The 23,444-nt window shown below is 76.2% G+C and carries 23 protein-coding genes; 6 read left to right on the top strand and 17 right to left on the bottom strand.

Going from position 1 to position 23,444, the window contains the following annotated elements:
• Positions 1–9: 9 nt before the first annotated feature.
• The 11 genes from tap to IE98_RS0112605 form a co-directional block, all read right to left on the bottom strand.
• A complete protein-coding gene (tap, locus tag IE98_RS44535; protein WP_052390453.1) occupies positions 10–2,520 on the bottom strand; it encodes a telomere-associated protein Tap in 2,511 nt (836 codons plus the stop codon).
• Positions 2,517–2,888, bottom strand: a complete 372-nt coding sequence (locus IE98_RS0112650; RefSeq protein WP_052390452.1) for a hypothetical protein — start codon at positions 2,886–2,888, stop codon at positions 2,517–2,519. The genes tap and IE98_RS0112650 overlap by 4 nt, the downstream gene beginning before the upstream one ends.
• Before the next feature lie 142 nt (positions 2,889–3,030).
• On the bottom strand, positions 3,031–3,831 hold the full coding sequence (locus IE98_RS0112645) for an aminoglycoside adenylyltransferase domain-containing protein (RefSeq protein WP_030268262.1): 801 nt from the start codon (positions 3,829–3,831) through the stop codon (positions 3,031–3,033).
• 89 nt (positions 3,832–3,920) lie between these two features.
• Entirely contained in the window at positions 3,921–6,860 is a 2,940-nt protein-coding gene (locus IE98_RS0112640; RefSeq protein WP_030268260.1) for a hypothetical protein, read from the bottom strand.
• On the bottom strand, positions 6,860–8,752 hold the full coding sequence (locus tag IE98_RS0112635) for an HSP90 family protein (RefSeq protein ID WP_030268257.1): 1,893 nt from the start codon (positions 8,750–8,752) through the stop codon (positions 6,860–6,862). Before IE98_RS0112635 ends, IE98_RS0112640 begins: the two co-directional genes overlap by 1 nt.
• A 107-nt stretch (positions 8,753–8,859) precedes the next feature.
• Complete coding sequence (locus IE98_RS0112630) at positions 8,860–9,840, bottom strand: hypothetical protein (RefSeq protein WP_234443521.1); 981 nt, start codon at positions 9,838–9,840, stop codon at positions 8,860–8,862.
• 276 nt (positions 9,841–10,116) lie between these two features.
• On the bottom strand, positions 10,117–10,464 hold the full coding sequence (locus IE98_RS44530; RefSeq protein ID WP_234443520.1) for a hypothetical protein: 348 nt from the start codon (positions 10,462–10,464) through the stop codon (positions 10,117–10,119).
• A gap of 9 nt (positions 10,465–10,473) precedes the next feature.
• Positions 10,474–10,839: a hypothetical protein gene (locus tag IE98_RS0112620; protein ID WP_030268251.1), complete on the bottom strand. Its 366-nt coding sequence runs from the start codon at positions 10,837–10,839 to the stop codon at positions 10,474–10,476.
• Positions 10,782–11,258 (bottom strand): hypothetical protein, encoded by a 477-nt coding sequence (locus tag IE98_RS0112615; protein WP_030268249.1) that lies wholly within the window; start codon positions 11,256–11,258, stop codon positions 10,782–10,784. Before IE98_RS0112615 ends, IE98_RS0112620 begins: the two co-directional genes overlap by 58 nt.
• Positions 11,259–11,266: 8 nt before the next feature.
• Entirely contained in the window at positions 11,267–12,049 is a 783-nt protein-coding gene (locus IE98_RS0112610) for a maleylpyruvate isomerase family mycothiol-dependent enzyme (RefSeq protein ID WP_030268247.1), read from the bottom strand.
• A 94-nt stretch (positions 12,050–12,143) separates the two neighbouring features.
• Positions 12,144–12,749 carry a DinB family protein gene (locus IE98_RS0112605; protein ID WP_030268245.1) on the bottom strand — a complete coding sequence of 202 codons (606 nt, stop codon included), beginning with the start codon at positions 12,747–12,749 and terminating at the stop codon, positions 12,144–12,146.
• A 243-nt stretch (positions 12,750–12,992) separates the two neighbouring features.
• On the opposite strand from IE98_RS0112605, the gene IE98_RS0112600 reads away from it, so the two are divergent.
• Together IE98_RS0112600 and IE98_RS0112595 are read left to right on the top strand one after the other, a co-directional pair.
• Positions 12,993–13,574, top strand: coding sequence for a DinB family protein (locus IE98_RS0112600; RefSeq protein WP_030268243.1), 582 nt, complete (start codon positions 12,993–12,995; stop codon positions 13,572–13,574).
• 71 nt (positions 13,575–13,645) lie between these two features.
• Positions 13,646–14,494 (top strand): helix-turn-helix transcriptional regulator, encoded by an 849-nt coding sequence (locus IE98_RS0112595; RefSeq protein WP_078660976.1) that lies wholly within the window; start codon positions 13,646–13,648, stop codon positions 14,492–14,494.
• A 183-nt stretch (positions 14,495–14,677) separates the two neighbouring features.
• Here the strand turns inward: IE98_RS0112595 and IE98_RS0112590 are convergent, their stop codons facing one another.
• The 3 genes from IE98_RS0112590 to IE98_RS0112580 all read right to left on the bottom strand — a co-directional run bounded on the left by IE98_RS0112590 (position 14,678) and on the right by IE98_RS0112580 (position 16,464).
• Positions 14,678–15,382 carry a hypothetical protein gene (locus tag IE98_RS0112590; protein WP_199922903.1) on the bottom strand — a complete coding sequence of 235 codons (705 nt, stop codon included), beginning with the start codon at positions 15,380–15,382 and terminating at the stop codon, positions 14,678–14,680.
• A 117-nt stretch (positions 15,383–15,499) separates the two neighbouring features.
• Positions 15,500–15,802, bottom strand: coding sequence for a sulfurtransferase TusA family protein (locus tag IE98_RS0112585; protein WP_030268238.1), 303 nt, complete (start codon positions 15,800–15,802; stop codon positions 15,500–15,502).
• The gene (locus IE98_RS0112580; protein WP_030268236.1) at positions 15,799–16,464 is read right to left on the bottom strand and encodes an ArsR/SmtB family transcription factor; all 666 of its coding nucleotides are present in this window, start codon (positions 16,462–16,464) and stop codon (positions 15,799–15,801) included. Before IE98_RS0112580 ends, IE98_RS0112585 begins: the two co-directional genes overlap by 4 nt.
• A 44-nt stretch (positions 16,465–16,508) precedes the next feature.
• On the opposite strand from IE98_RS0112580, the gene IE98_RS51925 reads away from it, so the two are divergent.
• Together IE98_RS51925 and IE98_RS0112570 are read left to right on the top strand one after the other, a co-directional pair.
• Complete coding sequence (locus IE98_RS51925; protein ID WP_267882334.1) at positions 16,509–16,634, top strand: hypothetical protein; 126 nt, start codon at positions 16,509–16,511, stop codon at positions 16,632–16,634.
• Positions 16,631–17,911: an MFS transporter gene (locus IE98_RS0112570; protein WP_030268234.1), complete on the top strand. Its 1,281-nt coding sequence runs from the start codon at positions 16,631–16,633 to the stop codon at positions 17,909–17,911. The genes IE98_RS51925 and IE98_RS0112570 overlap by 4 nt, the downstream gene beginning before the upstream one ends.
• A 147-nt stretch (positions 17,912–18,058) precedes the next feature.
• On the opposite strand, the gene IE98_RS0112565 is transcribed toward IE98_RS0112570, so the two are convergent.
• Together IE98_RS0112565 and IE98_RS0112560 are read right to left on the bottom strand one after the other, a co-directional pair.
• A complete protein-coding gene (locus IE98_RS0112565) occupies positions 18,059–18,529 on the bottom strand; it encodes a hypothetical protein (protein ID WP_030268232.1) in 471 nt (156 codons plus the stop codon).
• Positions 18,530–18,700: 171 nt separating this feature from the next.
• Positions 18,701–19,318 (bottom strand): TetR/AcrR family transcriptional regulator, encoded by a 618-nt coding sequence (locus IE98_RS0112560; RefSeq protein WP_043174015.1) that lies wholly within the window; start codon positions 19,316–19,318, stop codon positions 18,701–18,703.
• 96 nt (positions 19,319–19,414) lie between these two features.
• On the opposite strand from IE98_RS0112560, the gene IE98_RS0112555 reads away from it, so the two are divergent.
• Both IE98_RS0112555 and IE98_RS0112550 read left to right on the top strand, forming a co-directional pair.
• Positions 19,415–21,127 (top strand): MFS transporter, encoded by a 1,713-nt coding sequence (locus tag IE98_RS0112555; protein WP_199922901.1) that lies wholly within the window; start codon positions 19,415–19,417, stop codon positions 21,125–21,127.
• A gap of 112 nt (positions 21,128–21,239) precedes the next feature.
• Positions 21,240–22,592: a M48 family metallopeptidase gene (locus IE98_RS0112550; RefSeq protein ID WP_030268227.1), complete on the top strand. Its 1,353-nt coding sequence runs from the start codon at positions 21,240–21,242 to the stop codon at positions 22,590–22,592.
• A gap of 55 nt (positions 22,593–22,647) precedes the next feature.
• Here the strand turns inward: IE98_RS0112550 and IE98_RS44525 are convergent, their stop codons facing one another.
• Positions 22,648–23,124 (bottom strand): hypothetical protein, encoded by a 477-nt coding sequence (locus IE98_RS44525; RefSeq protein WP_030268225.1) that lies wholly within the window; start codon positions 23,122–23,124, stop codon positions 22,648–22,650.
• Positions 23,125–23,444 lie beyond the last annotated feature (320 nt).

Genomic DNA, 23,444 nt, shown 5'->3' with positions numbered 1-23,444 from the left:
TGCCGCGGACTACTCGCCGTCGGCCACCGCGTCCGTGCCCGCCTTGATGTGGCGCGCCGGATTGATCCCCTCGGCGACCAGCGCCAGCACCTCGGGCATCTGCCGCACGCCCTCGGACTTCACGTGCCCCGGGCTGGCTCCGAGCCGGAGCACGCCCGGCACCGGCCGGCCGTCCGGCCCGTACGGCAGCACGTCCAGCGCGGACGGGCCGGCGGCCGGGTAGACGGCGCAGTCGGACAGCACACCGATCGGGTGGCGGCCGGTCGCCTCCGCGGTGCGCCGCAGCTTGCGGTGGAAGTTGACCCGGGCGGTCGCGATGACGGCCGCCCGGACGTCCGGCCGCCAGGTCGGGCGTTCCAGCGCCGCCCAGCGCATGCCCGGCCGGTAGCCGTGCCCGCGCGGGCGCTCGCGGAGCTTGCCGATACCGCCCTTCGCGGTCTGCTTGACCGCCGCCAGCACGGCGAGGTCGACGGGGTCGCCGTCCGTGCCGAGCGCGGCCATCGCGTCCAGGAAGGCCTGCGGGTCCTGATCGGCGAGGTCCAGCGGAACGCCGAGCCGCTGCATGACGGCGACGTACGCGTCGCGCAACCGCTTGTGCCACGGGTCGAGGTACGGGCCCGACACGTGCCGCAGCCAGCCCTCCGCCGGCCGGACGTCGGCGCCGAGCTCCACCGCGTAGGCCACCGTCGGGGTGGCGTACCAGGCCGGGCCGGTCGGCGGCTCGCCGGTCGGGGTGAAGGGGTTGGGCAGCCGCGGGTCCAGGGCGAGGCCGGAGAGGTCGACCAGCCAGCAGCCCGGCAGCTCCCGGTCGAAGACCGGGTTCAGCTCGTGGACTGGCTCGGACAGACCGACCGACAGCCGCCCGGCCGCCGACAGGAAGGCGGTGTTGACGTCCAGGCCGACGGCGTACGGGGCACCCCGCTCGTCCGCGCCGATCCGGTCGAGCGGCCGGAACCAGTCCCAGGCCTCCTCGTCGAGGACGTGCTCGGGTCCGGGCGCACGGCCCTCGGCGACCGGGTGCTCGTCCGGGGCCCCCGGCGGCGCCGGGTCGACCGCCTCGGTCAGCGAACCGGGCACCGGCCCCGACGTCCACCCGGCGTCGGTGCGCACCGCCTGGGTCGGCGGGCGCAGCGCCGTCATCAGCTCCAGACCGGAGACGGCGGTGGAGCCGCGGGGGGTGAGGACCTCCGCCGCGTACCGGCCGAGCAGCCGGGCCAGCCCCGCCGCGGTGGTGTCCGCCGGAACGGCCCAGCCGCCGGTGGCCAGGGCGCCCCACAGCGGCACGCACAGCTGCACGCACTCGCGGCGGCCGCCCTCCGGCGTGCGGTAGATCCGGGCCCACGGGCCGAGGCCGCGCTGCGTCAGCAGCCAGCCTTCCTTGGCCAGGGCCTTGACGACGCGGTGGGTCTCCGGCAGCCGGTTGCCGCGTGCGTCGAAGTCGCCCTTGGCCCGACCGGCCGGCGGCAGGCCGAGGTCGGTGGCTGCGGCATCGGTGAGAACGACCAGCGGGTCGCCGTCCTTGCCGTGCCGGTGCAGCCGCGGCGAGCCGAGGCCGGCACCGAGGGCCCAGGCCACCAGGTCGGGCAGGGTGCGCGCCGGGACGTCCACGGTGCTGCCGTCCACCAGGACGGCCAGCAGGCCCTTGCCGGTGGGCGTGCTGTCGACCACGGCGAGCGGGCCCGCGGGGAAGCGGGCGGCCGCGGCCCGCTCCCAGTCGGCCGGGGCCTGCGCGGCAGCGGGCCGGGCGGCGGGCGGGCGCTTCGCGGCGGACGGACGCTGCCCGGCGGGCCGGACCTGCGGGGCGGACCGGACCTGCGGGGCGGGCCGGACCTGCGGGGCGCGGCGCGGGGTGGGATGCGGCGCGGCCTCCGGGACGGAGGGCTGCACCGGGGCCGCCGCCGGAGTGGACCAGCCGCCCATGTGGATCGGCCGACCGCCCGAGCGGTACGGCGTCGGACGCCCGCACCGCACGCACGCCGCCGGAGGCTCCAGGACCAGCTCGCCCGAGGGGAGCTGATCCAACGTCAACGCCTGCGCGTGCCCGGCGGGCAGCCCACTGACGGGTGCCGTCGCCGGGGCAGCAGCAGGCTCAGGCTGCATCGCGGGCTGCTCGGGCCCGGGCGCCGAGGCCGGTGCGGCGTCCCCGGGCCCGAGCCTGGACCGGACAGCGGCAGGCCCGGACGGAACGGGCACTTCGGTCCCGAGTGCACCGAGCTCCGAGGTAGGGGCATCCCCGTGCCCGGGCGGGGCGGCCGTGGGGGGCTCGGCGGGGCCCAGGCGGGCGGACATGCCCTCAAGCAGGCGGGCGTACGCGGCGCGGCTCTCGCCCTGCGGGTCCCGCTGTCCGGACTCCCAGGCGGCGAAGGTGCCTGCGCTCACGCCGAGGGCCTTGGCCGTCTCGGCCTTGTTCAGTCCGTAGCCGAGGCGCAGCCGCAGGCGCTCCGCCGGGTCGGGCAGGGTAACGGCGCGGCGCGGCCCCGCGCCGAGCAGCACGTCGATGGGGTCGGGTGCCTCCGTCACGGCGTCTCCTGCGGGGCGTGGTGGGTGGCCGCCGCGGCGGCGGGCGGTGCGGCGTCGAGGAACTCGCGCAGGGCGGTGCCCGCGAGGATGCGGGCGGGGTTGCGGCCGGGCGGCAGCGGCAGCCGCTGCCCGAGGGCCCACCGGAAGCGTGCGGCGGGTGCCAGGTCGAAGCGGTAGCGGCCGGTCGCCGGGTCGTCCGCGGCTGCGCGGATCTCGAACGCGCCCACGCAGACGCCGCCGTCGACGAAGGCCAGCAGGAAGTCCCCGTGCTCGGCGACGGTCTGGGCCGCGAACCGCCAGCCGCGGCCCGCCGCCTGCTCGACCGTGTCGCCGCCGCGCAGCGACTGCCGGACGTCCACCGCCAGCATCCACCCTCCCGCCCGCACGTCCGAAGGTCCCGGACGGCCCCACTATATGCGGTGATCAACTGCCTTTATCGCCGGAACAAACCCGCGTCTGTCCCCAGAACCGGCGGACCGCGACCGCCGCGGCCCGTCGGCGCGGGACAGGTCAGCGCGGGGCGTCTCCGGCGGCCGTCTGTGCCACCAGGTCGCCGACCCGGTCGAGGAGGGCGCGCACCTCGGCCGGGGGCAGCGGGCGGGCCTCGGCGCGGGGCCGGTCGTAGCTGTCCAGGGCCGCGTCGATCAGCGCTCGGAAGGCCGGCTCGGCGGCGGCGGTCTCCTGTGCGGCGCGGCGCTTGGGCAGCCAGCGGCCGGTGCGGCAGTACGCGGCCGCGCGGCAGCCGTTGAGCACCCGGTTGTCCGGGAGGTGGCCCTCGCCCTCGGCGTGTTCGCGGACGGCGGCCGCGAGCGCGGCGAGGACGTCGGCCCGGGTCGGGGCGGCGATCACCTCCGGTGCCGGCCGGCCGAGCAGTGCCAGGCCCGACTGGTGGGCGACGGCGCGGTCGACGACGTACCAGAAGGCCGTCGCCCCCGCCGGGTCGAAGCTCGCCCGCTCGGGCAGCAGCGGGCCGGTGTTGAGGTCGAGCAGGTACCCGGCCCGCCCGGCCGGGCCGCCCGCGACGTCGGTGCCGTAGACGACCAGTTCTAGCCCGGTCGCCGGGCAGGGCAGGGCCGGGTGGGCCAGTTCCGCGGCGAGTTCGCGGAGCGCGCCGGCGGGCAGCGCGGGATCGACGACCACGGCGACGTCCACGTCGCTGCGCCCGTGCCGGTAGTCCCCGAGCGCGACCGAGCCGACCGCGTAGACCCCGGTCAGCCGCGGCCCGCACACCGCGCGGGTGCGGCGGACCAGTTCGTCGAGGTAGGGCTGCAGCTCGGCGGGGACGCGCCGGCCGTCCGAAGGATCCGTCATGCGGCCAGTCTGCCCCGCCGGAGCGGCGGGGCGGGGCGGAGCGGCGGGGCGGCCGTGGCCCGGCGGGGATGCCGCCGGGCCACGGTGCGTCAGGACGCGCCGGCCTCGGCGGCGAGCCGGTCGCCGAGGGCGGCGAGGACCCGGGCCGCGTCGGGCAGGCCGGCCCGTTCGCAGCGGCGGATGCCGTCGGCGAGTCGCGCGCGGGCGGCCTCGGTGCGGCCGAGGCTGCGGCCCTCGATCAGGGCGGCCATCCGCAGGGCCTCGGCGCGCGGCTCCTCGCCGTCCGTGCCGCCTGCCTCGTGGGCGGCGACGGCCGCCTCCGCGGCGGCCAGGCCCTCCTCGGCCCGGTCGGTGAAGGCGTAGCAGCGGGCCCGCTCGTAGTGGCCGAGGCCGCGCTGGTACCAGGCGGTGACGGGGTGGCCGTCGGCCTCGGCACCGGTGACGACCTCGTCGGCCTCGTCGAGCCGGGCCAGCGCCTCGTCCAGGCCGTCCTCGCCGCGGGCCTGCACGGTGAGCCGGGCCAGCTGCTGCAGCATGTCGCAGACCTGGTCGGCGCGGGGTGCGGCGGCGTGCGCGGCGAGGGCGCGGGTGCGGGCGGTGTCGGCGGCCTCCCAGCGGCCGGCCTCGGCGAGGGCGACGGTGGCCTCGCAGGCGACCATGGTGTGGATGTCCCGGCCGTCCTCCCAGCCGGCGGACCGGTCGGCGAGCAGCAGGTAGTGCTCGGCGGCCTCGCGGTACTCCTCCAGGCCGAGCAGGCCGCGGGCCAGGTCGAGCCGGACCTGGGCGCGCGCCCGCTCGTCGAAGCCGTCCGTGTCCGTCTCCAGCAGCAGCGACTCCAGGACGGCGACCGCGTCGCCGGGCCGCCCGCTGTCGCGCAGCACCGAGGCGAGGTGCATCCGGGCGCTCGCCGCGTCCTCGGCCTTGCCGGCGCGGTCGAAGCGGTCGGCGGCCTCGGTGAGCGCGCGGACGGCGCCGGCCGGGTCGCCGGTGTGCTCGCAGGCGTGGCCGAGCATCGCGTAGGTCGGGCCGTAGGGGAAGGAGGTGTCGCGCCAGCGGACGGCCTCGGCGATCGCCCGCTGCAGGACCCCGGCCGCGCGGGCGTGCTCACCGGTCATCAGCTCGATCTGGCCGAGCAGGCCGAGCGGGCGGGGGGTGCGCCAGGGCAGCCCGTCCTGTTCCAACTGCTCGATCGAGGCCTCCAGTCCGGCGCGCGCCTCGGCCATCCGGCCCTGCCGGGCGGCGACGTCGGCGGCGTACTGGCGGGCGGTGGCGATGCGCAGCGGCAGACCGAGCCCGGTGCTCGCGGTGCGGTAGGAGTCGAGCAGCCCCTCGAAGCGGGCGGCCACCTCCCCGGACGGTTCCGGCAGGGCGGCGACCAGCTCCTGGTAGGCGGCGAAGGTGAGGCTGTGCAGCACGGCCAGCCGGTCCTCGGCGGCGTCCTTGCCCTGCTCCTCCCCGGCCCGGGCGGCCCGGGCGGCGAAGGCGTCGGCGTGGTCCAGCGCCTCGTCGAGGGCGGGCCAGTCGGGGCGGGCGCCGTCCTCGTCCTCGCCGAGGTGGGCGACGGCGGCCCGGGTGCGCATGACCAGGGCCCGGCCCGGCAGTCCGGCGCTCTCGTACAGCTCGGCGGCGGTGAGGAGTTCGGTGCGGGCCGTCCGCCAGTCGTCGGCCTCGAAGGCCTGCTGGGCGCGGCGGTCGGCGAGGTTGCCCCGCACCCGTTCGGCGGGCCCGAGTTCCGGGTGGTCGGGGTGGACGTGGCCCTCTGCGTCGACGGCGGCGGCGATCCGGTCCCACAGCGCGTCGGCGTCGGGGTGGTCGACCCGGTCGAGTTCCCGGGCGCGCAGGACGAGTTCGGCGAAGTCCTCGGGCACGGGCGCCGTTTCGGGCCGGACCACCGGGGCGGCGGCCGGCACGGGCACCTGCCCGGCGGCCCGCACGCCGAGCGCGAGCGGCCGGTCGAGCAGCGGGGTGCGGGCGAGGCGGGCCCGGCGGCCGTCGCCGACCGCGGTGGTGCCGTTGCGGGCGTCGAAGCGGGCGGCCGACTGCTCGGCTTCGGCCGCGACGTGGGCGTGCAGCGTGTCGACCGTCCAGTTCCGCCCGGCGGGGCCGGCGGCGGGCAGCTCGCCGTGGCCGAGCGCGGCGAGGCGGGCGGTGAGGATCTCGACGCCGACGAGGAAGCCCAGCCGGGCGTACGGGTCGCCGTGCCCGTCGAACAGGCCGCGGTTCTCGGCGAGGATCTCCAGACCGCGCGGTTCGTTGCCCGAGAGCGCGCAGAACTCCAGGTGCAGGCCGATCTGGCTCGCCGTGCCGGACTTGCCGCGGGCACCGCGGTAGCCGACCAGGTGGCTGGAGCGGGCCTCGTCGAGCCGGCCCTCGCGCAGCAGCGGCAACAGCGCCCAGGCGTGGCTGGTCCACGGCTCCTCGGAGCAGGTGCTGTCGCCGCCGAGCACCGGCTGCCACTCCCGCAGGGCGCGGGCGTCGTCGCCGCGGGCGGCGTGGTGGCGGGCCCGGGCGCGGATCTCGCAGGCGGTGCAGTCGCTCATCTGCGAGCGCGGCCGGGTCGCCCACAGGTCGAAGGCGTCGTCGGCGGCGTCACCGGTGTGCGCCGCGAGGTGGTACCGCTGCGCGTAGTACGGCTGCAGGCCGTGGTCTGCGGCGGTGTAGCGGCTGCGCATCTCGTCGTGCCAGCGCCGGATCGCGTCCAGCGGCACGTCCGGGGTGGAGAGCAGCGCGGACGCGACCCACTTGAACCGCCAGAACACCTGGAGGCGGGCCCACTCGTTGAAGTCGTCGGGGTGGGTGTCCCAGAGCTTGAGGATCCGGGCGAAGACGACGGGGGCCTTGCGGGGCTCGCCGTCGTACTCGTAGGCCTCCATCAGGTCCATCAGGGCGAGCACCTGGAGTTCGCGGTGGTCGGGGAACTGCTCGGCGGCCTCGGCGAGTTCCTCGGCGGTGACGGTGCGCGAACGGCCGTAGGGGCGGGCGTCGTTGGCGCGCAGCGCCTCGGTGAGCGCCTCGGGGGTGTCCGTCATCAGGACTCCTTCTGCGGGTCGGCGGCGTCGCGGCCGAGCATGGCGTGGTCGAGCAGGCCGAGGAACGACCGGTTGAGCAGGGCGCTCTCGCCCGCGGTCAGCGGGCGGCGGGTGAGCAGCACGGCCTGCCCGTAGAGGGCCTCGGCGGCGATCACCGCGAGCTCCTTGCCGGGGATGGTGGCGGCGCGCCGCACCAGCGGGTTGAGGTGGTTGAGGACGAGCTGCGCCCGCGGCACCTCGGCGCGCAGCGAGCCGAGGATGTCCGCCCACAGGCCGTCGGCCTCGTCGGCGAGGCGGGCCCGGGTGCGCTCGTGCCGGGCCTCGCGGTTGTCGAGCAGCAGGGCGGGCGCGCTGGCGGGGTGGAAGCTGCGCAGTGCGACGTCGCAGTCGAAGCGGCCGACGACCTCGCGGGCGGTGGCGAGGAAGGCGGCGGCGGCGAGTTCGGCGGACGGGTCGACGGTGTCCAGGTGGGCGGTGACGGTGCCCGGGTCGAGGTCGGCGACGGAGGTGCCGGGCCGGATCTCGGGCAGCCGGTGCACGAGGTCGCTGTCGTAGGTGTAGCCGCCGTTGACGACGCCGAGGCCGGCGGCGCCGGCGATCGGCGCGACCTGGCGGAACTCCTCGACGGTGCGGGCGACCAGGATCACCGGGTGGGCGCGGGCGAACTCGTCGAGGGTGACGTTGCCGTCTGTGGTCTCGAAGGGCAGCCAGGGCAGCAGCATCCGCAGCAGCTCGTCGTCGTAGCGGGCGAGCGCCTTGACGGCCAGGTGGTGGACGCCGATGAAGCGGTGCAGGAGGGCCGGGTCGCTGGCGGACAGGCCGGTCAGCCAGTCGCGGATCCGGGCGCCGCAGGCCTCGCGGACGGCGGCGAGCGTCTCGTCGGCGTACAGGCCCTCGCGGGAGGCGGTGGGGCGCAGGCCGTCCGCGTCGACGACGCAGCGGACGAAGAACGCCCAGTCCGGCAGCAGGTCGTCGGCCTGGTCGGAGACCAGCATGCCCTTGAGGTGGACCCGGTGGCCCGCCCGGCGCGAGGGCGGCGCGGCGTCGGGCAGCACGTAGGCGGCGCCGCGCAGTCCGACCAGCGGCAGGTCGAGCTCGATGGTGTCGAGCGGGGTGAAGTCGAAGGTGTCCCGGCAGTAGGCGTTCAGCGCCTCGCGGCGGGCGAGCGGGGAGCCGTGCCGGACGTCCCAGGGTGCGGGGGCGTCGATCCGGGTGGCGGTGCCGCGGGCGTCGGTGACGGTGACCTCGTGGCGCAGCAGGCTGCCGTAGTGGCGGGCGAGTTCGACGACCTGGTCGTGGCGGGTCCAGCGGGCGGCGTCGGGGCGCGGGGTGAGGTGCACGGTGGTGCCGGGCTCGGGCTTCGCCGACGCGGGCAGGGTGGTGATGGTGTAGCGGCCGTCGGAGTGGCCGCGCCACTCGACGACGGGCGCGTCCGGGCTCTTGGCGGAGCGGCTGACGACGGTGATCTCGTCGGCGACCACGAAGCAGGCGAGCAGGCCGATGCCGAACTGGCCGATGAAGTCGCTGCGGGCCGCCGCCAGGCCGGAGTTGTCGAGGCCGCCGTCGGCGGTGCGCTTGGAGCTGCGGCCGATGGTGGCGAGGAAGGTGTGCACGTCGGCCTCGGTGAGTCCGATGCCGGTGTCGGTGACGGTCAGGTCGCCGTCGGCCCGGACGGTGATCCGGGCGGGGGCGTCCGGGTCCGCGGCACGGCGGGCGGAGATCGCGTCGACCGCGTTCTGCAGCAGCTCGCGCAGGTAGACGCGGGGGCTGGAGTAGAGGTGGTGGGAGAGCAGGTCGACCAGGCCGCGCAGGTCGACCTGGAAGGTGTGGGCGGTCGGGGCGGCGCCGGGGGCTGCGGTGTTCGGGTCGCGGGGAGTGCTGTCGGTTGACACCGGATCGGGGCTCTTTCGGTTCGGCGGCGAGGGGGACGGCTGCGGGGCGGTGCGGCGGCCCGGCGCGCTGTCGGGCAGCGGGGGTGCCGGACGGCCGGGTCGGGACGTCAGCCCCCGGCGCGGGCGGCGGCGGTGCGGCAGGTCCGGAAGGCCTCGACGGGGTCGGCGTCGAGGTACGCCCAGGGGAACTCCGTCACCGTGTCGCCGAGCTCGCGGAACAGCACGTTCGCCGTGACCGGCTGACCCGCCAGCGAGAACGCCATCGCGAAGGTGTTGAACGCGCCGGGCCAGCCGCGCCCCCGGACGTACGCCGGGTGCAGCACGGAACGCTTGGCGGCCTCGTACAGTTCGTCCCTGACGGCCTGCCGGGTGATGTACGCACGGTCCTCGCCGCTGTCGAGGTCGAGCCAGTGCTCGATGTGGGCCAGGGCGACGAGTTCGCCGAGCGGGCTGCCCTCCGGTGCGGCAAGCGTGGCCGTCCGGGCGAAGTCGTGCATCTCCTCGTGGGAGCCGCCCCACTTGCGGCAGAGCTGCTGCAGCCGCTGCCGGTGCGAGCCGAGGTGGTCGGGGCGGCGGCGCAGCGCGGCCTCGAAGCGGTACCGGGCGGCGTCCGGGCCGAGGGAGGCGCCGCGGGCGCTGATCTGCAGGAAGTACCAGGGGGCGAGCCAGCCCGGCTCGCGCTCGGCGACGTCGTACAGCTGCTCCTCGGCCTTCTCCAGCCGCTCGCCGAACACCTGCCACTGCTCGCGGCCGACGTGCTGGGCGCGGGCTCCGGTGCGGGCCTCCCAGGCCCAGGAGATCTGGCGGGCGCCGGCGAGCAGCAGCGGCAGGGCGGAGTCCGGTTCGGCGGCGACCGCCGCGGCCAGCCAGGTCTCACTGCCGGCGGTCTCGGCGAGCTGGGCGATCAGCCACGTCCGGTCCGCCTCGTCCGCGACGGCGTCGAGGCCGGCGCGGACCGCCGGCCAGTCACCGGCGGCGGCCCGGGCCTGCAGGCCGCGGAGTTCCTCGTCGCCGTGCGCCGGGTCCACCGCGAGTGCGGCTCCCCCGCCGCGGGACCGGCGTCCCAGCAGCCGTCCGAGAATCGACATGGCGGCAGCCCCCTCCGTGCCGCCGGCCCCGTCCGGCCGCGGCACACGTTCGTGTCCACAGGTGCTTCTGCACAGGTGAGTGGGCCGTGTACGACGATCACTCGAACGGAGTACATATCACGGGGAAGCGACAGCAGGGCAGTCCATTCCCGTGCCGACCGCGGCAGTCCGCCCCGCGGTCGAACCCGCCGCAGGGCCTTGCCCGAGTTTCGGCGTGCGTCGAATCGGGGTGCGTCGAGGCGGGGTGCGCCCAATCGGGTTGCGGCGGTGGATCGTTCAGCGGCCGGACGGTCGGCGGCGGCCGCGGTGCCACAGGGCGGCGAGTCGGCCGCCCCTGCGACGGGGCCGGCCGGGTTGCGGGCGGATGCGTTCCGCGAGCGGCCCGGAGTCGCCCCGGGGCGTGCCGGGCAGCGCGGTCGGCGCCCGGCGCTCCGCCTGCGCGAGGATCTCGATGTGGGTGTCCCGCCCGCTCGGGTGGTACGCCTCCTCGTACGCGGCGACGGCCGCACGGACGGCGGCGCCGGCCAGCCCTCGGCGGCGCACGAGGACGGCGAGCCCGCCGAAGCACCCCATCAGCACGGCCAGTACGGCCAGGGTCAGCAGGTACGGGACGAAGGCGGCCACGGGCCGACCCTACCCGGGGAGCACCGCGTCCCGGTGCCCCTCGGGTCGGTCGCGCAGGGACTCGGCCGGCCGGACGACCTCCCGGGTCCGTTCGGCGGTGAGCCGCCGCACGGCCCACAACAGCTCGGCCACCCCGGCCGCCGCCGGGTCCGGGACGGGCCGCGGATCGGTCGGCGGAGCGCCCGTCAACGCCGCCAGGTCGCCGGCGGGCACGTCCGGCACGGCACCGAAGTCGGCCAGCAGGTCGGGGGTCAGCGGGGCGCGGCCGCGGCCCGCACTGCCGTAGGTCGCGGCCGACCAGTAGCGGCCGGTGGCCGTCAGGAGGACCTTCGCCGTCGCGGACCGTCCGAGGTTCCGGTTCCGGACCGTCCGCATGAGCACCGCCCCGGGCCGGCCGGGTAGTCCTCGAACGCCGCCGGCGCGGGCACGGCCGCCGCCGCTCCGGACCGCTCCTGCGGCAGTAATGCCGCGAACCGGCGCAGCACCTCCCGCTGCGGGGGCGGCAGCGCCGTGGCACGGGCGACCGGCCCGGGCAGGAGTGGTCCGGCCGACTGGTCGACCGGCGCGAGGTCGCCCGGCACGGCGACGCCCGCCGCGGCGAAGAGATCAGCCGCGTGCAGCCCCGGGACGGACGCGAGCCGTCGCACCAGGGCCGGTTCCGGTGCCGTGTCATGACGCGGCATCAGGTGATCGGCGCCGACCGCACGGGCCAGTGAACGGAACTCCGGCTCCCGTGCGTCGGCCAGCCGGTGCAGCAGCGCGCCCGAGCCGCCGCCTCCTTGGTGACGGCTCATCGGTCGCGTCAGTCCTCCGGCTCCCACGCCTGGAGCAGGTCGAGGACGCGCGAGTCGCCGTCGACCTTCAGGGAGTCCACCGGGAGGCGGCCGTAGAGGACGAGGACCAGCTCGCCGGCCGTGCCCAGGGCTGCGACGGTGGGCACGTCCGCGTCCCCGCCCGCTCCGGCCGTGCCGGACGCCGGGAGACGCTCGGCCCGTGCGCCGTCGGCGGAGAGCACGAGGCGCCAGGACCGGCCCTCCGTCGTGCGGTAGTCGACGGTGGCGGGCTCGTACGGCCAGGCGCTGGTCGTCGTGCAGCAGGTGGCCAGGAACTCGTCGACACCGTCGAGTGCGGCGGCCGCCGGCAGCGGCTCCGGCTGGCCCGCGGTGGTCTGGGCGTCGTAGGTGTGCACCAGGGCTTCCTGGACCTGGTGCCGGGCGACGGCGCCGGAGTCCTGCGGCGAGGCGGACGCACCCCACCACGTCCAGCAAGCGCGGTCCGGTCCGGCCTCGCGCAGTGCGCCGAGCAGGAGTCCGGTCGACTCGGCCGACCAGGCCAGCAGGGCTCCGAGCCCCCGGGGCACCGCCGGGGCTGGCTCCGGGGCGGCCGGGGGGACGTCGGCGGGCCCGGCGGCAACGACGGCCGCCCAGAAGCGGTGCACCCCGCCGAGGTGCTCCACCAGGTCGGACAGGGTCCACTCCGGACAGGTCGGCACCTGCGAGTCGAGGCCCGGAGCTGCGGCGACCGCGGCACGGAACGCGGCGGACCGTTCGTCGATCAGCTGCAGCAGGGCGGGGAATTCCAGCATCGTCGTCACGCCGACTGTCTATCATCCGTGATCCGGCGACTGCACAGGGTTATTCGGAGTACGGAACATGATGCCGTGGCGGGCCGAGCGACCGTCAGCCGACGCTCGGGGCCGGGGGTTCCCACGGCCGGATCCAGGGGTCGGGCCAGGCCTCGGCCGCGGCGAGCAGCGGGTCGAAGGTCGCGCCGTCGATGCCCTCGCGGATGACGTCGGCGTGGCCGCCGTGCCGCGCCGTCTCCTCGATCAGGTGCAGCAGGACCCAGCGGACCGACCACTCCGTGACCTCCGCGGGAATCCAGGGAGCACCCTCGGGCACCGGAACGGCCTGCCCGAGGTCCGGAACACCGGCGATCGCCTCGTCCGTCCGCTCGGCCGCCTCGGCGTACGCGGCCAGGACCTCGGCGAGGGTCTCGTCCGGGCCGAGCCGGAACTCGTCGCCGTCCGGCCCGTCCGCCTCCGGCCCGTCCGCCGCTCGGGGCGCGTCGCGGTGCCGCCGGAGGACGAGGTCGGTCCAGTAGGCCTCGCACCGTGCGGCGTGCTTGATCAGACCGCCGATGCTGAGCTCGCTGGCGGAGGACGCCGTGCGGGCCTGTTCCTCGGTCAGGCCGTGGGCGGTGACCCTCAGCGAGCGCCGCTGGTGGGCGAGGTAGGCGGTCAGCGCCGCGCGCTCGTCGGCGACGGGCGGAACGACTCTCGGCATGGCGGGCCCCTCTCGCTTTGCAAATTCTTGCAGCAAGTTTCGGCCGGACTCTACTGCCTCGCGTGGCCGACGTACACGGGCACCGAACCGGAGGCCTTGCAGCCCCCTGCTCCCGACACCGAATCAGCAGTACAAGGAGCAGAACGCGCAGCCCGCGGCCCACCACCGCTCTTGCGCAAAGGTATGAAGTTCTTTTCACCGAGGGGTTGACCGACCCTTCCCCCGGGCGAGAGGGTCGGCTCCATGCCCGCACACGTACCGCCGATCGCCGACGAACGCGAAGGCCTGCTCGCCTACCTCGCCCAGCAGCGCCAGACCCTGCGCGCCACCGCCCACGGGCTGACGGACGACCAGGCGAGGATGACGCCCACCGCCAGCGAACTGAGCATCGGCGGCCTCATCAAGCACGCCGCACGGTGCGAGGCCGGTTGGACCGATCTCATCCTCCAGCGGCAGCGCGGCCCACAACGGACGGCCGACGAGAGCGACTCCGCCGAGTTCGCGCTCACCGCGGAGGAGACGCTCGCAGCCGTGCTGGACCAGTACGAGACCGCGGCGCAGGAGACGGACGCGGTGATCGCCGGGATCCCCGATCTCGGCCGGGCCGTGCCCGTCCCCCAGGGGCTGCCCTGGTTCCCCGCCGACGTGAAGAACTGGTCCGTCCGCTGGGTGCTGCTGCACCTGATCGAGGAGACCTCCCGGCACGGCGGTCACGCCGACATCATCCGCGAGACCATCGACGGCGCCACCCTGTTCCCCCTGCTGGCCGCCGCCGAACAATGGCCCGACCCGTGGTTCCAGCCCTGGCAGGCCCCGACCGGCTGAACCCCCTGGGCCGCTGCCTGGTCCTCGCAGGACCAGGCTGCGACTACCGCGGCCCCGACACAATGGGCGGCATGAGCACTGCGACCGGCCTCAACGAATTCCTGCGCAGCCGGCGGGCCCGCCTGCGACCGCAGGACGTCGCCCTGCCCGAGTACGGCGGTGCCCGCCGTGTCGCGGGCCTGCGCCGGGAGGAGATCGCGCAACTCGCCGGCGTCAGCGTGGACTACTACACGCGGATGGAACAGGGCCGGGTGCCCAACCCGTCGGCCGGGGTGCTCGACTCCCTCGCCCGCGCACTGCGGCTGGACGAGGACGAGACCCGGCACCTGCACCAGTTGGCCCGGCCGCGCCGGCGCACCGCACCGGCGTCCGGCGCCGCGCCGCAGCTCGTCCGGCCGATGCTGCGCCGACTGCTCGACGGGCTCGACGACTTCCCCGCCCTGGTGATGGGCCGCCGGATGGACGTCCTCGCCTGGAACCCGGCCGCGCTCGCCCTGCTCGGGGACTACGGCGCGCTCGACCCGGCCGAGCGGAACATCGCGCGGATCACCTTCCTCGCCCCGTCGTCCCGCGACCTGTTCGCGGACTGGGCCGACTGCGCCCGGGAGAACGTCGCCTACCTCCACCTGGAGGCGGGACGGCACCCCGACGACCCGGTGCTCGCCCGGATGATCGGCGAACTGTCCATGCGCAGCGCGGACTTCCGCCGGATGTGGGCGGAACACCCCGTCCGGGACAAGACCTCCGGGACGAAGCGGTTCCACCACCCGCTGGTGGGCGAGGTGGAGTTGGCGTACGAGACGCTGCGCGCCGCCGACGACCCGGACCAGGCCCTGATCACCTACGCCGCCGAACCCGGCTCGGCGTCGGAGGACGCCCTGCGCATGCTGCTCGCCTGGTCGGCCCCGGCACCTCGCTGAGCCGGGACGGCGGCCCCGACGAAAGCCCTGTGCCCACCGCCCTCTGACCGACGATCCGGCAGCTCGCCCCCGTCAGGGGACGGCGTGTCCGGATCATTGGCTGTGTCGTTCCGGAGGGCCCGGGAGATCGGGGACGTCCGGGGCCGCGGCCGGTTCGAGGGCGCGGCGCGGGGTCGGACGTTCCTACGCGGCGGGATCCCTGATCCGCCAGGCCGCCTGGCCGACGGCCAGGACGCCGCGGGCGGGGAGCGGCACCTCGCCGATGCGGGGGTTGCGGTGCAGCCGGACCGGTCGGCCGAGGTCGGTGCCGTCGAGAACGGCCCGGGAGTCGGCGACGTAGTACATCCGCGCGGGCATCAGGGTGCCGGTGTGCCCGCTGGGCATCACGCCGGTCATCCGGACGCTGCCCAGTCCGAGCGCGCGGGCCATCAGCTCCCGGCTCCGCGCCAGCGCTCCGGAGCGCCGGGTCGCGAGCGGCAGCACCGAGCCGACGGCGTTCATCAGGGCGAGGACGGGCGTGGAGCGGGCGGTGAGGGACCAGTCCGGGGAGGGCGCGTCCATCGTCACGCGCAGTGAGGCCGGCCCCGTCCAGGTGAGCCGGATCCGGGCGGGTCCGGTGTGCTCGCAGGCCGGTCCGAAGTACCGCGGGCAGGCGGTGTCCGGACGCGGCCCGTCGACGTGGATGGACCACCGGCCGTCCGGGGTGCGGTGCCACACCGTCCGGTAGGGGCCGAAGGAGCTCTCCGGGAAGGCCCGTAGCGCCAGCACGTGCCCGGACGAGAGGGGCAGGCCGAACACGCCCCAGCCCTTGGCGTACTCGTGGCCCGGCCAGGGCGCGTCTCCGCGGGCCTCCGGCAGGCCGGACAGCTCCGACGCCAGGTCGATCACGACGGTCACCTCGCTCGGGCCGTTCCGCCCGTCAGGTCCAGGATGCCGCCGCACCGCCCCGGGCACCGCCCGGAACCTCCCGGCACCGTCCGACACCGGCCGGGGCGAGCGGTGGCGTCAGGCCGGTGCGGGATGCCAGGGGGCGTCCGGCCGCGTCGGCGTCGGGTCCGCGGCGAGCCGCAGGGCGTACACGTCGCGGCCGGCGTCGTCGGGGACGGGGCCGAGGTAGCTGTGCCCGGTGAGGTGGCACCAGGCGGGCAGGTCGAGCGGGGCGGCCGGGTCGGTGGCGACGACGTGGACGGTCGTCCCCGCCGGGGCGTCGGCGATGCGGCGTCGCAGGTGCAGCAGCAGGGTGACGCAGAGCATGCCGGTGCCGTCCACGAGGACCGGCCCGCGCCCGGCCGCGGGAACGGCGGTCATGCGGCGCCCGCCTCGACGGGCAGGGCGGCGAGGCGCCATTCGAGCATGCCGTCGGCCAGCCGCTTCGCGCTGCGGCCGCGGGCGGCCAGCAGGCGGACCGCGTCGTGGGACAGCACGCAGTTGCTGCCCCGGCAGTAGGCCACGACCTCGGTGTCGGCGGGCAGCTCGGCGAGGCGCGCCTCCAGCTCGTCGAGGGGGACGGAGACGGCACCGGGGATGTGGCCGGCGGCGAACTCCTCGGCGGGGCGGACGTCGATCACCGTGGCGGTGCCGGCCCTGACCCGCTCCAGCAGCTGCTCGCGGGTGAGGTGGTCGGTGTCGTCGGGGCCGAGGTAGGCGGCGCGGGCCCGTTCGGTGGCGGCGAGGTGGGTGCGGGCGACCTGCTGCAGCAGCGCGTACAGGGCGGCGACGTCGTCGCCGGCGAGCCGGTAGTGGATGCGCACCCCGTCCCGGCGGGTGGCGACCAGGCCGGCGTGCTTGAGGGTCTGCAGGTGCGCGGAGGCGGTGGTCAGGCCGAGGCCGGCGGCCTTGGCGAGCGCGTCGACGCTGCGCTCGCCCTGGGCGAGCAGGTCGAGCAGCTCCAGCCGCTTGCCGTTGGACAGCGCCTTGCCGGTGGTGGCGAGCGCGTCGAACAGGGCGGCCTTGCGGGTGGGGTCTCCCATGGATTCCTCCATAAATCCATGGAATATTGTAGGAGTAGCTGCGGGTGGAGCGCCACTCGCCGCACCTCACCGCGACGCCGGAGTACGCCATGGGCTTCGCCGACGGACACCTGACACCCCAGACCCCGCTCGGAGACCGCGCCGACCGGCGGCCGGAGGACGGCTCGTGACGACCACCCGTTCCAGCACGACGCCCGCCCCCGCACCCGGCGGGATCCGGCTGGGCCTGCGCGCCAACCTCGCCCAGTTCTCCCTGCTCGTCGCGGTCAACGCCCTGGTCGGCGGCATGCTCGGCCAGGAGCGCACCGTCCTGCCGCTGCTGGCCGACCGGACGTTCCACCTCTCCGCCTACACCGCGGCGCTGACGTACATCGTCGCGTTCGGCGCGACGAAGGCCGTCACGAACTTCTTCGCCGGCACCCTCTCCGACCGGTACGGGCGCAAGCCCGTCCTGGTCGCCGGTTGGATCGTGGCGCTGCCGGTGCCGCTGCTGCTGATCTGGGCGCCGTCCTGGGGCTGGGTGGTCTTCGCGAACGTGCTGCTCGGCGTCAACCAGGGGCTCACCTGGTCGACCACCGTCATCATGAAGATCGACCTGGTCGGACCGGCCCGCCGCGGTCTCGCGATGGGCTTCAACGAGGCCGCCGGGTACCTCGCCCTCGCGGGCACGGCGATGGCCACCGGCGCGGTCGCCGCCCACGCGGGGCTGCGGCCGCAGCCGTTCTTCCTCGGGATCGCCTACGCCGCCCTCGGTCTCGGCCTCTCGGCCCTCGCCGTCCGGGAGACCCGCGACCACGCTCGCGCCGAAGCCGCCCTCCACCCCGCCCCGGCCGATCCCCACCACCACGCCGAGCTGACCACCGGCCAGATCGCCCGCACCACCAGCCTCACCGACAGGGCCCTCTCGTCCGCCAGCTGGGCGGGCATGGTCAACAACCTCAACGACGCGCTCGCCTGGGGCGTCTTCCCCCTGCTGTTCGCCGCGCACGGCCTGTCGATCGGGCAGATCGGCCTGCTCGCCGCCCTCTACCCGGCCGTCTGGGGGCTCGGCCAGGTCCTCACCGGCTGGTGGTCCGACCGCATCGGCCGCAAGCACCTCATCACCGCCGGCATGCTCCTGCAGTCCGCCGCGATCGCCATGGTCGCCGCCGGCACCGGCTTCTCCGTCTGGGCATTCGCGCAGATCCTGCTCGGCGCCGGCACCGCCCTGGTCTACCCGACCCTGCTCGCCGTCGTCGGCGACGTCGCCCACCCCGCCTGGCGCGCCCGCGCCGTCGGCGTCTACCGGCTGTGGCGCGACGGCGGCTTCGCCGTCGGGGCCCTCCTCGCCGGAGCCCTCGCCGACGCCCGGGGCCTCACCACCGCCGTCTGGGCCGTCGCCGCACTCACCGCCGCCGCCGGCCTCATGGTCGCGGTCCGGATGTACGAGACCCACCCCCGCAGCTGACCCCGGCCGACCTGCCCGGCGCCCCCGGCGCGCGTGACAGGCGCGCCCGGCGGTTCACGGCCGGGGCGGGGCGTACGTTCACTCGATCCGGAGGCCGGGAACGGGCCGCCCCGGCCTGCGCGGCGCGGCAGCCCGGCAGCCCGGCGGTCAGCGGACCTGTCCGGCCGCCGCCGCCAGGAAGGCGTCGACCGCTGCCTCGAACTCCCGCTCCATGCGGACGACTTCGCGCCGGTCGGCCGCCCTGTGCAGGCCCGCCGTGGCATCGAGCACCGCGCCGGCGAGCCGGCACACCTCCGCATCGTCGGTGACCAGCCGGAGGCGGAAGCGGGCGGTCTCGGCGAGGGCACCGAGCCGGTCGGCCTCGGTCTGTGCGGACCGGTGGGCCTGTTCGTCCCGCGGTTCGTCACGGCGGCGGAACCAGGCGGTGATCAGGCCGCGCTTCAACTCGTTGGCAGCGGCGGCGAACTCGCTGGAGGCGGCCAGCCGTTCCTGGCGCAGCCGCTCGGTGCGGGCGGCCGTCTCGCCCTGCCGGGCGGCGCGGCGCTGGAAGAGGTGGGTGGTGACGGAGCCGACGAGTGTGCCCAGGACGGCGACCAGGCCAGCGAAGAGGGTGTCCACACAGGCGAGTCGACCACACGGGCGGCCGAGCTGCGAGCCCCCGGACCCGGTCGCCCGCCGGAACTCGCCACCGGGGTGGGCGCGTTGTGACGGGCCCGCGCGTGGGGGCGGCGCCCGGTGCGGGTGACCTCGTCCGGGCCGGCCGGCGGGCCGCGCCTGCCGCAGGCGGCCTCAGAGGCCGCGGGCGATGGCGGCGAGCACGGTCTCGACGGCGAACCCGACCTCCCCGGCGGGGAGTTCGTGGAGCGGGCCGTCGACCAGCAGGTCGGAGAGGCCGTGCACGGCGGACCACGCCGCGTACTCGGCGCCGGGCCGCCGCTCGGGCGGCAGTTCCCCGACCTCGACGAGTTCGTCGAGGCGGGCGGCGAGCAGGGTGTAGGGGTCGGTGCGGGACGCGTCCGGATCCCCGAGGACGTGCTTGGCGCCGTGCGCGGCGGCGCCGGAGAAGGCGGTGCGGAACCAGCCGTGCTCGGTGAGCGCGAAGTCGACGTAGGCCCGGCCGATGGCGGCCAGCCTGGCCCAGGCCCGCGGCACGGGGTCGTCCTCGGCGACCTCGGCCGTGCGCCGGACCATCAGCAGGCCCAGCCGTTCCATGCAGCGGACCGCGACGGCGGCCAGCAGGTCCTGGTGGTCGGCGAAGTGCCGGTAGGCCGCGTTGTGCGAGACGCCGGCCTCCCGGCTGACGGCGCGCAGCACCACGGCCGAGGGACCGCCGGTGCGGGCGAGGGCCACCCCGGCGTCGATCAGCGCCTCGCGCAGATTCCCGTGGTGGTATGTCCGATTCTCCAAGGTTTCACCGCCTTTCCGGCTAGATGTTGACATTGTCCACTTCGGGGTGGAAGCGTGTCAATCACCGCATGTTGTCGCTGTCAACATGCACGGCGGATGGAGCTGCTGATGCCCGCCCTCACCCCTCACCGACGCCTCCTCGTCCTCGCCACGGTCTGCCTCGCGGCGTTCGCGATCAACCTCGACACGACGATCGTGAACGTCGCCCTGCCCGACCTGAGCCGCGAGCTGGACGCCACCACCCGTGACCTGCAGTGGGTGGTCGACGGCTACAACCTCGCCTTCGCCGCACTGGTGCTCAGCGCGGGCTCGCTCGGCGACCGGTTCGGCCGCCGGCCCGCCCTGCTGGCCGGCCTCGCCGGGTTCGCCGCGACGAGCGCCGTCGGCAGTGCCGTCGGGTCGCCGGGCGCCCTGGTGGCGGTCCGGTTCGCCATGGGCGCGTGCGCCGCGCTCATCTTCCCGACCACGCTGTCGATCATCACCAACACCTTCCCCGACCGCCGGTCCCGTGCGAAGGCGGTCGGCGTGTGGGGTGCCGTCACCGGCCTCGGCGTCGCGGTCGGCCCGGTGGTCGGCGGGCTGCTGCTGGCGCACTTCGGCTGGCCGTCGGTCTTCCTGGCGCTGGTGCCGGTCGCCCTCCTGGCGCTGGTCGCCACCTGGGTCTGGGTACCCGAGTCCAGCGATCCGGGTTCGGCGCGCCTGGACCCGCCCGGGCTGGCCGCGTCCTCGGCCGCGATCGGCATCCTGGTCTACACGATCATCGAGGCGCCGGAGCGCGGCGGGGGCGCGCCCGCCACGCTGGCCGGGTTCGCCGCCACCGCCGTGCTCACCGCGGCCTTCGTACGGATCGAACGCGGCCGCGCCCACCCGATGATCGACCTGTCGCTCTTCCGCACCCCGGCCTTCTCGGCCGCCAGCGGCTCGGTGACGCTCGCCTTCTTCGCCCTCTTCGGCTTCATCTTCCTGGTGACCCAGTACTTCCAGTTCATCCGCGGGTACGGCACCCTCTCCACCGGCGTCCGCATCCTGCCGGTCGCCCTGACCATCGCCGTCGGCTCGCTGGGCGGCGTCGCCCTGGTCGCCCGGCTGGGCACCCGCGCGGTGGTCACCGCCGGCCTCGTCCTGCTGGGTGTCTCCTTCGCCTGGATCGCCGCCTCGCCGGCCTTCGTCCCGTACGAGCGGATCGTCGGCCAGATGGTGCTCATCGGCCTCGGACTCGGCCTCACCACGGCACCGGCCACCGAGTCGATCCTCAGCGTGCTGCCGCCGGCCAAGGCCGGGGTCGGCTCCGCGGTCAACGACGCCACCCGTGAGGCGGGCGGCACCCTCGGCGTGGCCGTCCTGGGTTCGGTGTTCACCTCGCTCTACGCGAGCCGGCTCGCCGACACCGCCTTCGCCGGACTGCCGTCCCGGACGGCCGCGGCGGCCGAGGGCTCGGTCGCGTCCGCTCTCGGCACGGCCTCGGGCCTCGGCCGGGCCGACCTGCTGACCGCCGTCCAGACCTCCTTCATGGACGCCTTCCACCTGGCCTGCCTGGTGGCGGCCGGCATCTGCGCGATCGGCGCGATCGGGGCCGGGCTGGCACTCCCCGGCCGGCTGCCGGCCCGACCCGGCGGGTCGGACGGCGACCGGCACGACCGGCACGACCGGCACGACCGGCACGACGCCACCGACGCCACCGACGCCACCGACGGGATCACGCCCACCACCGGCGCCGCGGTCGCCACGGCCACTACCGCCACCACGGCCACCGAGGAGCCCGGCGCGCCGCACCGCAGCACCGTCCGGACGAGACGGCAGGCCGCCTGACCACGACCGTCGGCACCTGCGACGCGCCGCCCGCGTGCGGAAGGAACGGACCGGCCGGAAGGCTCGGCTCCCCCCTTCCCGCCGGGCGGCCGCAGTGGCAAGATCAAGTGGCGTGACCCGAGTCCGCGCGGCCGACGCCGCGCTCTGCCCGGCGTGCTCGTCCCCGGTGGCCGACGACCCGCGCTTCACCACCTGGTGCCCGTCCTGCGAGTGGAACCTCGACCCCTCCCCCGCACCCGGCCCGGCCGCCTCGGACCGCGAACAGCGGCGCGCCGACCGCCGCCGGCGCCGGGACGAGGCCGCGCGCCGCACCGTCCGGACCCGGGTCGAGCGGGTGTACGCGGCGGTCGCGGCCGACCGCTCCGCCGTCCGCGACCCGGCCTGGCTCGGTGCCAACGCCCTCGCCGGCGCCGTCCACCTCACCACCCTCTGCCTGGCCGCCTGCGCGCTGGGCCTGCTCGTCGCGGCACCCACCTGGCCGCTGCGGGTGCTCGGCCTGTTCGTCGCCGCGCTCGTCCACTCCCTCCGCCCCCGGCTGGGACGGCTGCCGCGCAACACCGTGCGGCTGTACCGCGGCGACGCCCCCGAGCTCTTCGCCCTGACCGACCGGGTGGCCGAGGCGCTCGGCGGCAGGCCGGTGGACGTCGTGCTGGTGACCGCCGAGTTCAACGCGGGCTTCGGCCGGATCGGCCTGCGGCGGCGCAACGTGCTGCGGCTCGGACTCCCGCTGTGGGCCGTGCTCGCCCCCGGCCGGCGGCTCGCCCTGCTCGGCCACGAACTCGGGCACCAGGTCAACGGCGACAGCCGCCGCGGCCTGTGGCTGCGGTCCGCGCTGGCCGCCCTGGACGAGTGGGAGGAACTCACCAGGCCCGCCCTCTACCGGCAGTCCTTCGGCACCTTCGTCGAACTGGCCGCCTCGGCCGCCCTCCAACTGCTGCTGCGCCCCGTGAACCTCGCGGCCCGGGCCCTGCTGGGGCTGCTCGAACGGCTCACGCTGCGCACCGGCCAGGCCGCCGAGTACCGTGCCGACCGGCTCGCCGCCGACCTCGCGGGGACGGAGGCCGGCCTCGGGCTGCTGCGGACCCTCATGCTGCGGGCGACGGTCGACACCACCCTGCTGCGGATGCGCGCCGAACGGGGCCGCCGGGCCCGCCGCACCGGCACGGGCACGGGCACCCACACCGGCGCCGCCGCGGTGCCCGCCACCGGGCCGTGGGAGGAGCTCGCCGCCCAGCTCACGGACGTACCGGCGCTCGAACGGGAGCGGCGGCTACGGCTCTCCGCACGCGAGTTCGGCACCGTCGACCGCTCGCACCCGCCGACCCACCTGCGGCTCGCCATGCTCGAAGCGCTGCCGCCGACCGCAGCCCGGCTGCAGGCCGACGTCGCGGACTGGGCCGCGATCGACGCCGAACTCGCACCGGCCGCCCGACAGGTCGCGGCCGACCTGGAACTCGGCCACTGACCCCGGCGGGGTGTCTCCTGCGCTCGGCGGACCGGCCGCTCAGTGGGCAGGCGGGTCAGCGGGCGGGACGCGGGTAACGGCGACCGGCCCGCATCGCGGCGCGGACCTCGGCCGCCCGACGGACCTGCTCCTCGGGTTCGAGGCGGCGGCCGACGGGCTCGTCGTCCGGGGCCACGTCGATGACGGTGTTGTTCGGCCTGCACCACGGGCACACCCGCGACTCGTCCGGCAGCCAGCCGTCCTCGCAGCCGAGCGGGCAGGTCGGTGCGGCCACCAGGTCGAGGGCGATGTCGTCGGCGCGCCGCAGCAGCTCCGGACCGGTGAGCTGCGCGTACCGCTCCCACCAGCGGCGCTCGATGCGGTCCCGCAGCCGGCCCGCGTGGGTGCCCTCGGCGAGCTGGCGGGCGATCTCCTGGCGCACGGTGTGCGGCAGGCCGCCCCGCTGGTCGAGGGCACGCATCAGCGGGCCCGGCACGGCGGCCGCGGCCCACACGGCCGGATCCTGGCCGTGGGCCGGGAAGGCGCTGCTCATGGCTGTCCTCCGGCATCGGTCGGTTCGGTCCCAGTCAATCCCGCCGGGGCTGCGCAGCGCAACGCCGCCCTCACGGGCGCACCCGGACCGTGCAGGAGGTCCGCCGCACCGGGCCCGCCGCTGCCGAGCGGGCACCGGGCCGCCGGATCGGCCCGAGGAGCGGACCCGCGGCGGCCTCGCCATGAACCCCTCGGGTGCTCGCCGCCGCGCCGCTCCCGGCAGGGCGGAGAGAAACACTCGGATGCGGACCGGCGGACGGCCGGTGCGCGGCAGCACCGGTCCGCGCCCCCGCCGCGCAGCGCACGCCGGCCCTGGTGGGG

The organism is Streptomyces sp. NRRL B-24484 (assembly GCF_000717715.1).
GTDB lineage: Bacteria > Actinomycetota > Actinomycetes > Streptomycetales > Streptomycetaceae > Kitasatospora.
The sequence above is the reverse complement of the archived record's forward strand: the minus strand, read 5'-3'. Positions and strand labels throughout refer to the sequence as shown.

What these genes read in the sequence shown, in the direction of transcription:
- IE98_RS0112605 (WP_030268245.1), bottom strand. Translation starts at nt 12,749, where the DNA reads ATGCCGAGAGTCGTTCCGCCCGTCGCCGACGAGCGCGCGGCGCTGACC.
- IE98_RS0112585 (WP_030268238.1), bottom strand. Translation starts at nt 15,802, where the DNA reads ATGACCGCCGTTCCCGCGGCCGGGCGCGGGCCGGTCCTCGTGGACGGC.
- IE98_RS0112650 (WP_052390452.1), bottom strand. Translation starts at nt 2,888, where the DNA reads ATGCTGGCGGTGGACGTCCGGCAGTCGCTGCGCGGCGGCGACACGGTC.
- IE98_RS0112600 (WP_030268243.1), top strand. Translation starts at nt 12,993, where the DNA reads ATGCCCGCACACGTACCGCCGATCGCCGACGAACGCGAAGGCCTGCTC.
- IE98_RS0112555 (WP_199922901.1), top strand. Translation starts at nt 19,415, where the DNA reads ATGGAGCTGCTGATGCCCGCCCTCACCCCTCACCGACGCCTCCTCGTC.
- IE98_RS0112610 (WP_030268247.1), bottom strand. Translation starts at nt 12,049, where the DNA reads ATGCTGGAATTCCCCGCCCTGCTGCAGCTGATCGACGAACGGTCCGCC.
- IE98_RS0112580 (WP_030268236.1), bottom strand. Translation starts at nt 16,464, where the DNA reads ATGGGAGACCCCACCCGCAAGGCCGCCCTGTTCGACGCGCTCGCCACC.
- IE98_RS0112630 (WP_234443521.1), bottom strand. Translation starts at nt 9,840, where the DNA reads ATGTCGATTCTCGGACGGCTGCTGGGACGCCGGTCCCGCGGCGGGGGA.
- IE98_RS0112595 (WP_078660976.1), top strand. Translation starts at nt 13,646, where the DNA reads ATGAGCACTGCGACCGGCCTCAACGAATTCCTGCGCAGCCGGCGGGCC.
- IE98_RS0112645 (WP_030268262.1), bottom strand. Translation starts at nt 3,831, where the DNA reads ATGACGGATCCTTCGGACGGCCGGCGCGTCCCCGCCGAGCTGCAGCCC.
- IE98_RS0112620 (WP_030268251.1), bottom strand. Translation starts at nt 10,839, where the DNA reads ATGCGGACGGTCCGGAACCGGAACCTCGGACGGTCCGCGACGGCGAAG.
- IE98_RS44525 (WP_030268225.1), bottom strand. Translation starts at nt 23,124, where the DNA reads ATGAGCAGCGCCTTCCCGGCCCACGGCCAGGATCCGGCCGTGTGGGCC.
- IE98_RS0112640 (WP_030268260.1), bottom strand. Translation starts at nt 6,860, where the DNA reads ATGACGGACACCCCCGAGGCGCTCACCGAGGCGCTGCGCGCCAACGAC.
- IE98_RS0112615 (WP_030268249.1), bottom strand. Translation starts at nt 11,258, where the DNA reads ATGAGCCGTCACCAAGGAGGCGGCGGCTCGGGCGCGCTGCTGCACCGG.